Here is a 14,557-nt window from a genome sequence, read left to right on the forward strand (position 1 = left end):
TTTGTTAAACCTAATTAAATAAAATAAATAATGAATATTCCATCAGAATTAAAGTACACTAAAGACCACGAATGGGTTAAAATTGAAGGCGATGTCGCTACAATAGGTATTACAGATTTCGCACAAAGCGAATTAGGAGATATCGTTTATGTAGAAGTTGAGACTTTAGATGAGACTTTAGATATTGAAGAGGTTTTTGGAACCGTTGAGGCTGTAAAAACAGTGTCAGACTTATTTTTACCTTTATCTGGTGAGGTTATCGAATTTAACGAGAGCTTAGAAGATGCTCCAGAAGTTGTAAATTCGGACCCTTATGGAGACGGTTGGATGATTAAACTTAAATTTACTAAGCCAGAAGAATTAGATACTTTATTGTCTGATGCCGATTATAAAGCCTTAGTTGGTGCTTAAAAAAAGGGTTTTAATACCTGCTGCGTTTCTTTATACTGCTGTTTTAGCGACTGTAAGCTTAATGAATTTGGGTACGATTACAGACGGAACTCCCAAGAATACCGATAAGGTGTTTCATTTTCTGGCATATTGTTTGCTAAGTTTATTATGGTATGCCGTATTTAAATACGGTTATAAATGGACACAAGCAAAAGTGCTTATATTAACAGGAGTAGTCGCGATAAGTTTCGGGGTATTAATAGAATACCTTCAAGGTGCTCTTACCGAAACTCGTCAATTTGACGTTTTAGATATTTTTGCAAATAGTGTAGGTGTTATTGTAACGCTCTTAATTTTAACGATCAAGAATAAAATTCAATATAAAAAGATATAAACGCTTGCTTTTTTGCCAAATAAATGGTTATTTTAGCAATCCTGAAAACAATATATTATGGAACCTAAGAAGAATCCTAAAGCAAATGTCTCACGTAACAGTGCTTTATACTTTGCGATTGGTTTAGCAATGATGTTAGCCTTAACTAATTTCGCAATTAATTACAAAACTTACGATAAAGAAGCCATCGATATCGGTCTGATTACAATGGATGAAGAAATGGACGAAGAAATTCCCATTACTGAACAGATTAAGACTCCACCGCCTCCACCACCACCACCAGCAGCTCCAGAAGTTATTGAGGTTGTAAAGGATGAGGTTGAAATTGAAGAAACTGTAATCGAATCTACTGAAACTAGTCAGGAAGAAGAAATTGCTGAAGTAGAGGAAGTATTTGTAGAAGAGGTTGAAGAAGATGTAGAGGTTCCTTTCTCAATTATTGAAAACGTTCCTGTTTTTCCTGGATGTGAAAAAGGGAATAACGCTGAGAAGAAAAAGTGTATGTCTGATAAGATTTCAAAATTTGTTGGAAAAAACTTTAATACAGATTTAGCTGGAGAATTAGGTTTATCAGGAAGACAGCGTATTAACGTAATCTTTAAAATTGGTAAAGATGGAAACATTACAGGTGTACGTGCTAGAGCACCACACCCTAAATTAGAGCAAGAGGCTTCTCGTGTAATTAATAAATTACCACAAATGAAGCCAGGTATGCAACGTGGAAAAGCAGTAATTGTACCTTACTCACTTCCAATTGTATTCCAAGTACAAGATTAATTACAATATTGTTTATATATTAAAATCCCGATACGGTTGTATCGGGATTTTTTTTGTTTTATTACGGCACGCTTATTGTTAATTTATCATAATATTAACATTTAAATTTAAATATTATGAAGGAATCAGTATCAAAAGAATCGTTATTACTAGAAAATAATAGCAAAAGCGATGTTATTCGAAGTAAGGATGTAAAGTTGAAAAACAATGCGATGATTTATTTTCAAATTGGATTGATTGTGTGTTTACTCATGGTCTACGGTTTGTTCGAAACCTCCTTTAATAAGCAACCGTTAGCTGTGGTAGATTTTGCTGCAAATATTGAAGAGTCTTCAGAATACACGATGGATAATTTTATTATTAAGGAAGCACCTAAAGCGGTTAAGTCCATCGAACCAAAAACTGCTAAGAAAACCATTTTAACCGATACCCCTACCATAGTAGATAATGATACTTCAATTGAAACAAATTTTAAAGATGTATTTACGCAGGCAGATGACGCTCCGATTTTAAAAGATGCGTCCGACCTTGATATCGTAGAAATACCAGAAGATGAAGATGAGATTTTTAATATGATGGGGGTTGAGGTTGTACCTGTATTTCCAGGTTGCGAATCTGCTAAATCTAACGACGCTCGTAAAGCGTGTATGTCTAAAAAGCTTTCCAAACTGGTTCAAAGAAAATTTAACACCAATTTGGCCTCAGAAGAAGGATTAACTGGGATTCAAAAAATACAGGTTCAGTTTAAAATAAACAATAAAGGCGAGGTTACTGATGTAAAAGCACGTGCGCCTAATAAAACACTAGAGAACGAAGCAAAACGTGTAATAGGAGAAGTACCAACCATGATTCCGGGGAAACAACGTAACAAAAATGTAAGTGTTATGTATACCATGCCTATTCTATTTCAGGTTCAGAATTAAAAATACTTTTAAAACGCACTAAAAGTCGATATGATGTACAATCGTATCGGCTTTTTTAATTTATGTATTCTTAAAAAACAGTATCTTTCGGCATTAAACGAACACTAACTGTTACCATTTTTTTATGAACAGATTATTTGCATGTCTACTAATTTTACAATCCATAAGTATTTTTGCACAAGAACAACCTTTTTACGAAAAACCACCTGTTTTTAAGTCGTGTGAAAATGTCGTGTTTGAAGATCTTCAACCGTGTTTCGATAAAACCGTTTATAACTTTGTTTATGATGTATTTCAGATGCCTGAAGATGTAATAAACGATCAGTATAAAGGTGATTTGGTTGTGTTGTTTGAAGTGAATGCAGAAGGCGGTTTTAAAGTATTGTATACAGATGCCGTTTATAATTCATTACAAGAGGAAGCAAGACGTGTTTTTAAGTTGTTACCAAATGTTCAGCCGGCAACCTATAGTGGCAATCCTATTTTTAAGCAATACTCAGTAACGTTTAGTATACCATTAACGCCTTATGTAGAGCAAACAGACGCGCCTGCAATTGTAGAATCTATTAATAATCCTATAGATAGTCGTGTAAAAAACGAATTAGATAGTATTAGTAAGTCTGTTAAATTCAACACAAAGAAGCAATTTAAGAGTACTTTAAATATTCCGTTTAGTCATAGTTATTATGCGAAGTTCGATCGCAATATTAATTTAGTTGGTACTAACAGCCATACAGCTTCTAAACCTTTACTGTATACAGATGTCGATAATTACTACGATTTTCAGGCAGAAGAACAGAAAATTAAGAAAGATGTATCTACATGGTTAGGACGAAAGTTTTGGAATGATCATTTAGTGGAAGTCGAAGGAAAGGATTATTGGTTTTTAGCCGACTTTGTAATGGACTTGCAGGTCGGACACGATACGGATTCCGATTTCGGAACGACATTTTTGAATACGCGAGGGGTTGTGTTTCAAGGAGGGTTGGGGAAGAACTTTAGTTTTTCTACTTCGTTCTACGAAAGTCAAGGACGATTTGCTCAATATTACAATAGTTATGCCGAAAGTATAAAAGCATGGGGGCCAGACCCCGCTTTAATTCCAGGGCGTGGCATTGCAAAAGAATATAGTGGCGATGCTTACGATTTTCCAGTTGCCGAAGCTTATATGTCGTATTCACCAGCGAAATTTTTGAACCTTCAGTTCGGTCATGGTAAAAACTTTATAGGAGACGGATATCGTTCGTTATTAGTTAGTGATGTTGCTGTTCCTTCGCCGTACTTAAAACTAAATGTTTCTTTTTGGAAATTAAAATATACTAGTACGTGGTCTTGGCTTAAAGATGTGCGTCCTGAGGTTACCGAAGACAAAACCTATCTAACAAAATACACCTCTAATCATTATTTAAGTTTAAATGTTACCGACCGATTAAATATTGGACTGTTTGAATCTGTGGTTTGGGGAAATACAAACGATAGAGGTTTCGATGTAAATTATTTAAACCCGATTATCTTCTTAAGAGCGATAGAGTTCGAAACAGGACAAGGGGCAGGGAATGCCATTATGGGATTTACGTCTAAGTATAAGCTAAACGATAATATGAATCTTTATGGGCAGTTTATTTTAGACGAATTTTCTTTAAGTGATGTTACCGGAGGCGATAAAAGTTGGAAAAACAAATTCGGATTTCAGTTAGGTTACAAATATTACAACGCCTTTAATGTCGATAATTTGTATCTCCAAGCCGAATACAATCAGGTACGACCATATACTTATTCTCATGATACTATAACCTTAAATTATGGAAATTACAATCAGTCTATGGCACATTTGTGGGGAGCTAATTTTAGAGAGTTTATCTTAATTGGACGCTATAACTATGAGCGCTGGTTTGCAGATGCTAAACTAATTTTAGGTGTACGCGGTTTAGATTTCAATACGTTAGAAGATGGCTTTAGTTATGGTGGTGATATTTTTAGAGATTATAACGATAGACCGTCCGATACTAATGTTAAAATTGGTCAAGGGATAAAAACAAAAACGGTAAATGCAGAGCTTCAAGCAGGATACTTAATTAACCCAGCATCGAATTTAAAATTATTCACGAATATTAGTTATCGAAATTTTAATCCAGATGCCACAACACCAACAACTTTTAAGAGTAATACGGTCTGGTTTAATATAGGAATAAGGAGCGATCTATTTAATTGGTATTTTGATTTGTAGAATTAACTTTTCAAGGTATATTTGCGCACTTTGAATTAATAAATTGCGATAAGTAATCGAGACCTTGAGTAGTACACAGCAGTCTGTAAAGACACATTCCATAATTTCAGATTTTAAAGAGATCACTAAGATGCGTCTGTCTATAAGTGTGGTGTTCTCTTCATTAACTGGATATTTGCTTGGCGTGGATACTGTAGATTTGAAAACCTTAGTGCTACTGGCTTTTGGAGGTTATTTTATGGTAGGAGCTTCAAATGCATACAACCAAATTATTGAAAAGGATTTAGATATTTTAATGGATCGTACTAAAGATCGTCCGGTGCCTGCTGGAAGAATGTCTGTTAATACAGCCTTTACTATAGCGACAATATTTACTCTATTAGGTCTTATCGTTTTATATACAATTAACCCTAAAACAGCTATGTTTGGGGCCATTTCCATTTTTATTTATACTTGTCTTTATACGCCTTTAAAAACAAAAACACCATTATCTGTATTTGTAGGTGCTATTCCTGGAGCCATCCCGTTTATGTTAGGTTGGGTTGCTGCAACCAATAGTTTTGGTATAGAACCAGGGGTGTTATTTATGTGGCAATTTTTCTGGCAATTCCCACACTTTTGGGCGATTGGTTGGTTTCTATTCGACGATTATAAAAAAGGAGGATTTTTTATGTTGCCCACAGGGAAGCGAGATAAAGGGACGGCAGTACAGATAATTATATATACGGTTTGGACTATTATTATATCTATAATCCCAGCCATTGGGGTTTCTGGTAAACTGTTTTTATCTCCAATCGCGGCGGTAATAGTATTTTTATTTGGTTTGGTAATGTTATATTATGCCATTCTTCTGTTTAAGAAAATGACTGCTATAGCTGCAAAACAACTTATGTTGGCCAGTGTGTCTTACATTACATTAATTCAGATTATTTACGTACTAGATAAATTTTTAAGATAGCATGGACTTAACTCAAGGTACATTAGAAGAAAAAACATACAGAGCAAAAAAGGTGATGCTTTGGTTTGGAATTATTTCCTTAATCATGTCTTTTGCAGGATGGACAAGTGCATTTATTGTTAGTAGCAAACGACCAGATTGGTTAACCGACTTCCAGTTGCCAAATGCCTTTATAATAAGTACTATTTTAATTTTAATTAGTAGTATCACGTTTTATTTTGCAAAACAAGCACTCGAAAAGGGCAACAGACAACGCACTACAATATTATTATTTGCAACCCTAGGTTTAGGAATTGCATTTATATATAATCAGTTTTCAGGCTTTAAAGAAATCATAGATGCCGGATATTATTTTACTGGTCCAACTAGTAATATCACCATGTCTTATGTCTATGTTATTGCTATAATGCACATTCTACACGTTGTTGTAGGGTTAATTTGCCTGATTGTTGTAATTTATAATCATTTTAAACAAAAGTATAGTCCCACGAAAATGCTTGGCTTTGAACTCGCAGCGACGTTCTGGCATTTCGTAGATTTTCTATGGCTTTACCTCTTTTTGTTTTTATATTTCTTTAAATAAATAATTTGTATATTTTTGACTAATAATAAAACCAAACAATTAATATGAATACTACAGTTGTAAATACTGGTACCGAAGGTAAGACTTGGGGTGGAGGTAACGAACCACTTCGCGCAAGTTACGGTAAAATGATGATGTGGTTTTTCATCGTTTCCGATGCCTTAACCTTTTCTGGCTTTTTAGCAGCCTACGGATTTTCAAGATTTAAATTTATCGATTCATGGCCAATAGCAGATGAGGTGTTTACACACGTTCCGTTTTTGCATGGTCAAGACTTACCGATGATTTTCGTTGCTTTCATGACATTTATTTTAATTATGTCTTCTGTAACTATGGTTCTTGCCGTAGATGCAGGTCATCACTTAAATAAACAAAAAGTAACCATTTATATGTTTTTAACCATTATTGGTGGTATCATCTTTATTGGGTCTCAAGCTTGGGAATGGAGTACTTTTATTAAAGGAGAGTATGGAGCAGTGCAAACCCGTTCAGGGAACTTACTTCAGTTTGTCGATACCGATGGACACCGTGTAGCTATTAGTGATTTTGCCGTTGCAAGCCATACAGAGAGAACATTGCACGAAAACAATAACGGACTTTGGTTTACTAGTGAAGGAACACTGCCTTCGTATACTGTAGACGAAGTGGTAAAAGGTTTAGAAGCGAATGAGAACATTTTAATTAGAACAGAGCTTCTTAACGAAGAAGGGCATAAAACTGTTTTATCTAGATCTGAATCCTTAAAACAATTAAAGTCTAACGGTCAGTTAGTGGTTGAAGGTGCAAATCTTCAAGTTAATGAATACGGTAAACCAATATTTGCCGATTTCTTCTTCTTTATTACAGGATTCCACGGTTTTCACGTATTATCAGGAATTATATTAAATATTATAATATTTTTCAATGTAATTGTGGGAACTTACGAAAAAAGACGTAGTTACGAGATGGTGGAAAAAGCCGGATTGTACTGGCACTTTGTAGATTTAGTTTGGGTATTTGTATTCACATTCTTCTACTTAGTTTAATTTTTTAAGATATAATATTTCAGAACATGGCAGATACACATAATTTAGCGATATTTAGAGGAGCATTAAAGTTCAAAACCAATAAGGATAAAATCAGGGGAGTATTAATTTTACTTTCTGTAATTACAGCTATCGAAGTTGTATTAGGGATTTACAAGCCTGAGGTTTTAATGGGTTACATTGCTGGAATGAAAATTTTAAACTGGATTTTCATCATATTAACCGTAGTAAAAGCATATTACATTGCATGGGATTTTATGCACTTAAGAGATGAGGCTTCAGGATTAAGACGTGCCATTGTATGGACGGGTATTTTCTTAATTAGTTACTTAACTTTTATATTATTAACAGAAGGTGGATATATTGAAAATGTATATTCTTCAGGTTATATAACACACGATTTTTAATAACACATTAAGTGTTAAATCAAAGTATTAAGGCGGTTTATTAAACCGTCTTTTTTATTTTTGCACGATATTTAAAATTTGATATCAAATTTTTTCTCAAACCTTAATTTATGAATGCAAAACGAGTAAAAAGAAACGCGGTAATAGGTATATTGTTTTTCCTTCCAGTGACCTTTTTATTGTTTTTATATCCTGCAAAGCACAACTATAATACTCTAGATGTTTTAAGTGCAGATGTTATAGATTTAAATGGGTTTACTTCAGATTCAGAAGCATCAATTCTACTAGAGGATCATTTAACTGTTATTGGGTTTTTTGGAATGCATCCGTTAGAGAAGCATACTACAGGTTCTAATTTAAAAGAATTAGTCTACGATAAATTTAAAGGGTTTAAGAAATTTCAAGTAGTTATTGTTCTCGCTGAAGGAACAGAAGCCGAAGGTTTAGCGCTGAAAAAGGAGTTGATGAAATATGAAGAGCTTAAATACTGGCATTTTGTATACGGTTCTCCAAACGCCATTAAAGCAATTCATAAAGGGTTAAATGTACCAGATGCCTTAGATGCAGATTTAGCAACAGACAATGTGTACATAGTCGATAAAGAATTAAATTTAAGAGGACGCTTAGACGATAGATCAGATAACGAGTTAGCACACGATATTCCTGCATATTCAAAGTATGCTTATAATGCGATTAAGGTAGCCGACTTAAAAAATAAAATGAGTGAAGATGTAAGAATCTTATTTACCGAGTATCGCCAAAAGCGTAAAGGTAATTTCGACTCTACTTCAAGACGAGCAAACGATTTAAACGGAACAGATGAGTAGTAAAACTAATTATTCGTACATAGGTATTGCCTTTATTCTTTTAGTATTTGGAATTCTTTTTGTTCCAAAAATTGTAGATCGCATTAAAAATGATGATGTAACGCGTAGCGATAGAATGAGTAATACACCAGATAATAACTTTTCTAATACAGAAGATTTATTGTTTCTAGAAATTAATGGAGAAACCAAAAAAGTTCCTGAGTTTAGTTTTATAAATCAGGATGGAGAGACCATTACAAACAAAGATTATTTAGGAAAGGTATACGTAGTAGAGTTTTTCTTTACAACTTGCCCAACCATTTGTCCGATAATGAATCAGAACTTGATTCAAATTCAGGAGCGATTTAAATCTATAGATAATTTTGGAGTGGCCTCGTTTACTATAAACCCAAGTCACGATACGCCAGAAGTATTAAAAGCCTATGCCGATAAATATGGTGTAACTAATCCCAATTGGAATATGCTTACGGGAGACAGAGATGCGATTTATAATTTGGCAAATTTAGGTTTTAATCTATATACGGCTCAAGAAGATGCTGCTGCTGGCGGGTTTGAACATTCGGGTAACTTTGCTCTAATCGATAAAAACGGATTTATAAGATCGCGAAGTGATCAATATGGTAATCCTAAAATTTATTATCGCGGTACTATCACCGAAAAAGAAAAATACGACGAAGACGGAGAAGAAGAAGAGATCAGTATGCTTAAAGAAGATATTAAAAAGCTTTTAAATGAATAGTCAAGATACTAGTGTAGATACTCAGAAAGCAGCTAAATATAACAAATGGGTTGTTGTTTTGTCTGTCATAATTCCTATAGCTGTAGCTATTTTGTTTGGAGTTAAAATTCCTAATGTAGAACCGTTAACTTTTTTACCTCCAATTTATGCGACTACAAATGCGTTTACAGCTCTTGTTTTGGTATTAGCATTTAATGCGATCAAGAATGGAAACGTAAAACGTCACGAATTGTTAATGAAAGTAGCGATAGCGCTTTCGGTTTTATTTTTAGTCTTGTATGTGGCGTATCACATGACTAGTGATTCTACTAAATTTGGTGGTGAAGGTGTTATAAAATATGTTTATTATTTTATCCTCATAACACATATAATCATGTCCATAGTAGTTATTCCTTTTGTGCTTATAACTTATGTTCGTGCCATTACAAACGATATTGAGCGCCATAGAAAAATTGCTAGAATTACCTTCCCACTGTGGTTATATGTTGCAATAACTGGTGTTGTTGTGTATATTTTAATTTCTCCATATTATACTTTCTAATGAAAAAAACATACATCATACTTTTCGTTTTAATATTAGCATGTAGTGTCTCTGCGACAGCGCAATGTGCTATGTGTAGAGCTGTTTTAGAAACCGAAGAAGGTCAAGGAACAGCAGAAGGGATTAATGATGGTATTGTCTATTTAATGTCTATTCCCTACATTTTAATCGCAGGAATAGGATACGCGATGTACTTAAAATTCTTCCGTAATAAAAAATAGTTTTCATTTATTGTAACAAATTAAGGACTTCGTAGTCTTTTAATAGAAGGATATGTTTAAATAACACGTTTTATTTCTAAACGGTTTACTATTTATTTAATATCGCATACTTTAAGTTATGGAATATGATTGAAATTAAAGATTTACATAAATCCTATCACATGGGAAACAATACACTTCATGTGCTAAAAGGAATTGATTTTAGTGTAAAAGAAGGCGAACTTGTTTCTATAATGGGGTCTTCAGGATCTGGTAAATCGACTTTACTTAATATTCTAGGCATGCTGGACGAAGCCGATTCTGGTAGTTATACACTAGATGGTTTTCCTATTAAAAATCTAAATGAAAAGATCGCTGCCAACTACCGAAATAAATTTTTAGGATTCATATTTCAATCGTTTAATTTAATCAATTATAAATCTGCTCTAGATAATGTCGCTTTGCCTTTGTATTATCAGGGTGTTAAGCGTAAAGAACGTATAGAAAAAGCAGCACACTATTTAGAAAAAGTGGGTCTGGCTGATTGGTCTCATCATTTACCTAGTGAAATGTCTGGAGGACAAAAGCAGCGTGTAGCCATAGCAAGAGCTTTAGCCAGTGATCCTAAAGTACTTCTAGCCGATGAGCCTACAGGAGCCTTAGATACAAAAACATCTTACGAAGTAATGGACCTTATCCAAGGTATTAATGAAGAGGGGAAAACCATTTTAATTGTAACACATGAGCCAGATATTGCGCAAATGACTAAGCGAATTGTGAACTTAAAAGATGGGTTAATTATAAATGATACCAAAGTAGAACAAGTTAGAGCCATACAAAATGTTTGATATTGAACGTTGGCAAGAGATTTTTGAAACTCTGAGAAAAAACAAGTTAAGAACATTTCTTACAGGGCTTTCTGTGGCTTCTGGTATTTTTATTTTAGTTATTTTATTAGGCTTTAGTAAAGGAATTAAAAATGGAATTACAGCCCAGTTCGAAGGGGATGCTTCTAATTTAATTGGTATAAACTCAGGGACAACTACAAAAGGCTACAAAGGGCTTAACCCAGGGAGAGATATTCAGTTTAAAAACGATGATTTTAATACCATCGCAGATAAATACGATAGTAGTATCGAATATAAATCTTCTTTTTATACCATTTGGGATGGATTGGTAAACTATAAAAACGAATCTGGGAGTTACCGTATACAAGGTATTTTGCCGGGTAATCAGTTTATAGAAAATGCAGATATTGGTCAAGGTCGTTTTATAAATTACGACGATGTAAAAGGCGCAAGGAAAATTGCCGTGATCGGGAACCGCGTAAAAAAGGATTTGTTTAAAGACGAAGATCCTCTTAATAAAAACATTTCAATTAAAGGAATTAACTATAAGGTTGTTGGGGTGTTTTTCGATCCGGGAGGAGAGCGAGACGAGAGTAAGGTGTTTTTGCCTTTAGAGTCTGCACAACGTGCTTTTAATGGTGCCGACACTATTAGAAATATGATGTTTACTATAAAAATGGCCGATGATTTTGATAAGGCAGTCGAAGACTCAGACGCACTTACCGAAGCCATTTTAACCGATTTAAGACAAAAACATACGGTTTCTCCAGACGATGTTAGCGCAATACGTGTGTATAATACCATGGAATCTGCTAAGAAAATTTATTCGCTTATCGCCACCATTTCTACAGTGTTTTGGTTTGTAGGTATCGGTACAATAATCGCGGGTGTAGTTGGCGTAGGAAATATTATGCTTATTATCGTAAAAGAACGAACTAAAGAAATTGGTATCCGAAAAGCATTAGGCGCACAGCCTATGTCTATTGTAGGTATGATTCTTCAGGAATCTATTTTTGTAACCATGTTCTCGGGATTATTCGGATTAATACTCGGACTCGGATTACTAGAAATTGTAGGACCTTTAATAGAGAGTGATTTTATAAAGTATCCTCAAGTCGATTTTAATACGGCCTTAATTACCGTTTTTATTTTAGTATTTACCGGAGCTTTGGCTGGTTTTTTTCCAGCATATCGTGCTGCGCAAATCAAACCAATAATCGCTTTAAGAGACGAATAGTATGTTTAGTAAAGATAGATGGGAAGAAATATTAGAAGCCTTAAGTGCTAACAAGTTTAGAACCTTGTTAACAGCCTTTGGTGTGTTTTGGGGAATTACTATACTGGTGTTACTATTGGCTTTAGTAAACGGATTAAGAAATGGTGTGACAGCCGATTTTGGTAATTTTGCGACCAATTCCATGTTTATGTGGGCGCAACAGACATCAATTTCTTATAAAGGTTTACCAAAAGGGCGATCTTTTAGCTATAAAATAGGAGATGTAGAAGCCTTAAAAGCAGAAATTCCAGAACTTAAATATGTCTCTCCTAGATTGCAATTAGGTGGTTTTAATGGCGCAAATAATGTAACTCACGGTACAAAAACAGGTGCTTTCCAGGTTAATGGAGATTATCCAGAGTATATAAAGCAACAACCTATGGATATTACCAGTGGGCGTTTTATAAGTTATTCCGATATAAATGTTAAGCGAAAAACCTGTGTTATAGGAATCGATGTGGTAAAAGGCCTATACGATAAAGATGAAGATCCTTTGGGGACTTATATCAAAATTAATGGCGTAAATTTTATGGTGGTTGGTACGTTTAAAGCCAGTAATTCACAAGGCGACCAAGAAGAAGATGCCAATACTATTTATGTGCCATTTACAGCTTTTGCTCAGGCATTTAATAGTGGTGAAAATGTAGGATGGATGGCTATTACTGCTCATGATGGTATGAGCATTACAGAAATAAAACCAAAGATTTTCGATATCGTAAAATCAAGACATAACATTCACCCGGACGACGATAGAGCTATTGGTAACTTCGATTTGTCGGAGGCATTTGGTCGTGTTAATGGCTTATTCTCCATTTTAGGTTTTGTAGGTTATTTTGTGGGATCGTTAGTCTTAATGTCTGGAATTATAGGTATTAGTAATATCATGCTAATTGTGGTTAAAGAACGGACTAAAGAAATAGGAATACGTCGTGCCTTAGGAGCATCGCCATGGACAATTAAATCGCAAATATTACAAGAAAGCTTATTGCTTACTATAGCGTCTGGAATGGTTGGTATTTCGTTTGCAGCGGGAGTCATTTGGGTGCTTAATTATATTTTAGATGGTAGTGGCCCAGTAGAAAATTTTGCAAATCCAAGTGTAAGCATGTCAGTTGTATTTATAGCCTTATTTATATTAGTAATATCCGGTTTATTAGCAGGTTTAATTCCTGCAAATAGTGCCACAAAAATGAAACCCGTAGACGCGTTAAGAATAGATTAAAAAGTAAAGAATTAATAAATGAAAAGATCATCAACCGTAATCGTATTAATCCTAATTGTAGTAGTGTTTACAATATCTCTACTTTATTTGTGGAAGAAAAATCAGGAAGATCCTATTACTTACACTACAGACGTAGCAACAGAGCAAACTATTGTTGTAAAAACAGTAGCCACAGGTAATATTGTTCCTAAAGAGGAGGTGCTTATTAAACCTAATATTTCAGGTGTTATTGAAGACATTTATATAGAAGCAGGAGAGTATGTAGAGTCAGGCGATTTAATTGCTAAAATACGTGTTATTCCTAATGTGTCGTCTTTAACGAGTGCAAAGAATAGTATTGCCACTAACGAAACAGCGTTGCAAACAGCAAAAATTAATTTTGAGACTCAAGAGTCAAATTATCAAAGACAGAAAGCGTTGTTCGAAAAAGGAGTTATTTCAGAAAATGATTTCGAGAGTATAAAAAATACTTATTTACAAACGAAGCAAGCTGTGTCTCAGGCCGAAATTAACGTGACATCTGCAAAACAAAACTTCGATATTATTAAAACAGGTACAACATCTGGTTTAGGTAATATTGCACAAACATTAATTCGATCTACAGTTTCAGGGATGGTTTTAGATGTACCTGTAAAAGCGGGTAACCAAGTTATTGAGGCCAATAATTTTAACGAAGGAACTTCTATCGCTTCTTTAGCAGATGTTAGTAAAATGATTTTTGAAGGGAAAGTTGATGAAAGTGAAGTTGGGAAGATTAAAGAAAATTTACCTCTAGAAATTACTGTTGGTGCTATCGAAAATAAGAGTTTTGATGCTGTTTTAGATTATATTGCTCCTAAGGGCGTAGAAGAAAACGGAGCCATTCAGTTTGAAATTAAAGGAAGTCTAAAAAATATGGACGATACTTTTATTCGTGCAGGCTTAAGTGCCAATGCATCTATTATTTTAGATAAAGCAGAAAATGTTTTAGCGATAAAAGAAGCCTTGGTCCAGTACGACGAAAAAACAAAACTTCCTTTTGTAGAAATTGAAGATGGCGATCAAAAATTCGTAAGAAAAGATGTGGAATTGGGGATTAGTGACGGGATATTTGTACACGTAAAAAGCGGTATTTCAAAAGACGATAAAATTAAAGTTTGGAATCAAATTCAAGGAACTCCAAAATATGCACAATAATTTATCTATTGGGTGTAACACTTTTAACTATTTTTAGACTGATA

The 14,557-nt window shown here is 34.2% G+C and carries 17 protein-coding genes; all 17 read left to right on the forward strand.

What is annotated here, in order from left to right; genetic code table 11:
• Window positions 1–30: 30 nt before the first annotated feature.
• Window positions 31–411, forward strand: a complete 381-nt coding sequence (gcvH, locus tag AC0UBM_RS11310; protein ID WP_414036600.1) for a glycine cleavage system protein GcvH — start codon at window positions 31–33, stop codon at window positions 409–411.
• Window positions 404–784, forward strand: a complete 381-nt coding sequence (locus AC0UBM_RS11315) for a VanZ family protein (RefSeq protein WP_414036601.1) — start codon at window positions 404–406, stop codon at window positions 782–784. The genes gcvH and AC0UBM_RS11315 overlap by 8 nt, the downstream gene beginning before the upstream one ends.
• A 57-nt stretch (window positions 785–841) precedes the next feature.
• Window positions 842–1,561, forward strand: a complete 720-nt coding sequence (locus AC0UBM_RS11320; protein ID WP_414036602.1) for an energy transducer TonB — start codon at window positions 842–844, stop codon at window positions 1,559–1,561.
• Between the two features lie 116 nt (window positions 1,562–1,677).
• Window positions 1,678–2,484 (forward strand): energy transducer TonB, encoded by an 807-nt coding sequence (locus AC0UBM_RS11325; RefSeq protein WP_475688699.1) that lies wholly within the window; start codon window positions 1,678–1,680, stop codon window positions 2,482–2,484.
• A gap of 124 nt (window positions 2,485–2,608) precedes the next feature.
• Entirely contained in the window at window positions 2,609–4,711 is a 2,103-nt protein-coding gene (locus AC0UBM_RS11330; protein ID WP_475688700.1) for a gliding motility protein RemB, read from the forward strand.
• A gap of 64 nt (window positions 4,712–4,775) precedes the next feature.
• A complete protein-coding gene (gene cyoE / locus AC0UBM_RS11335; RefSeq protein ID WP_475688701.1) occupies window positions 4,776–5,669 on the forward strand; it encodes a heme o synthase in 894 nt (297 codons plus the stop codon).
• Between the two features lies 1 nt (window position 5,670).
• Window positions 5,671–6,252: a cytochrome c oxidase subunit 3 gene (locus tag AC0UBM_RS11340; RefSeq protein ID WP_434037031.1), complete on the forward strand. Its 582-nt coding sequence runs from the start codon at window positions 5,671–5,673 to the stop codon at window positions 6,250–6,252.
• Window positions 6,253–6,296: 44 nt separating this feature from the next.
• Window positions 6,297–7,277, forward strand: coding sequence for a cytochrome c oxidase subunit 3 (locus tag AC0UBM_RS11345; protein WP_434037030.1), 981 nt, complete (start codon window positions 6,297–6,299; stop codon window positions 7,275–7,277).
• Between the two features lie 26 nt (window positions 7,278–7,303).
• Window positions 7,304–7,684: a cytochrome C oxidase subunit IV family protein gene (locus AC0UBM_RS11350; RefSeq protein WP_475688702.1), complete on the forward strand. Its 381-nt coding sequence runs from the start codon at window positions 7,304–7,306 to the stop codon at window positions 7,682–7,684.
• Window positions 7,685–7,794: 110 nt separating this feature from the next.
• Window positions 7,795–8,511 (forward strand): hypothetical protein, encoded by a 717-nt coding sequence (locus AC0UBM_RS11355; RefSeq protein ID WP_475688703.1) that lies wholly within the window; start codon window positions 7,795–7,797, stop codon window positions 8,509–8,511.
• Window positions 8,504–9,250 carry an SCO family protein gene (locus tag AC0UBM_RS11360; RefSeq protein ID WP_414036610.1) on the forward strand — a complete coding sequence of 249 codons (747 nt, stop codon included), beginning with the start codon at window positions 8,504–8,506 and terminating at the stop codon, window positions 9,248–9,250. The genes AC0UBM_RS11355 and AC0UBM_RS11360 overlap by 8 nt, the downstream gene beginning before the upstream one ends.
• A complete protein-coding gene (locus AC0UBM_RS11365) occupies window positions 9,243–9,791 on the forward strand; it encodes a DUF420 domain-containing protein (protein ID WP_414036611.1) in 549 nt (182 codons plus the stop codon). The genes AC0UBM_RS11360 and AC0UBM_RS11365 overlap by 8 nt, the downstream gene beginning before the upstream one ends.
• Complete coding sequence (locus AC0UBM_RS11370; protein ID WP_434037027.1) at window positions 9,791–10,012, forward strand: hypothetical protein; 222 nt, start codon at window positions 9,791–9,793, stop codon at window positions 10,010–10,012. Before AC0UBM_RS11365 ends, AC0UBM_RS11370 begins: the two co-directional genes overlap by 1 nt.
• A gap of 125 nt (window positions 10,013–10,137) precedes the next feature.
• Window positions 10,138–10,839 carry an ABC transporter ATP-binding protein gene (locus AC0UBM_RS11375; RefSeq protein WP_414036613.1) on the forward strand — a complete coding sequence of 234 codons (702 nt, stop codon included), beginning with the start codon at window positions 10,138–10,140 and terminating at the stop codon, window positions 10,837–10,839.
• A complete protein-coding gene (locus tag AC0UBM_RS11380) occupies window positions 10,832–12,076 on the forward strand; it encodes an ABC transporter permease (protein ID WP_414036614.1) in 1,245 nt (414 codons plus the stop codon). The genes AC0UBM_RS11375 and AC0UBM_RS11380 overlap by 8 nt, the downstream gene beginning before the upstream one ends.
• 1 nt (window position 12,077) lies before the next feature.
• On the forward strand, window positions 12,078–13,337 hold the full coding sequence (locus tag AC0UBM_RS11385; protein WP_414036615.1) for an ABC transporter permease: 1,260 nt from the start codon (window positions 12,078–12,080) through the stop codon (window positions 13,335–13,337).
• Window positions 13,338–13,355: 18 nt separating this feature from the next.
• Window positions 13,356–14,513: an efflux RND transporter periplasmic adaptor subunit gene (locus tag AC0UBM_RS11390; protein ID WP_414036616.1), complete on the forward strand. Its 1,158-nt coding sequence runs from the start codon at window positions 13,356–13,358 to the stop codon at window positions 14,511–14,513.
• Window positions 14,514–14,557: the final 44 nt, after the last annotated feature.

The sequence above is a fragment of the Formosa sp. F44 genome, from assembly GCF_056238645.1.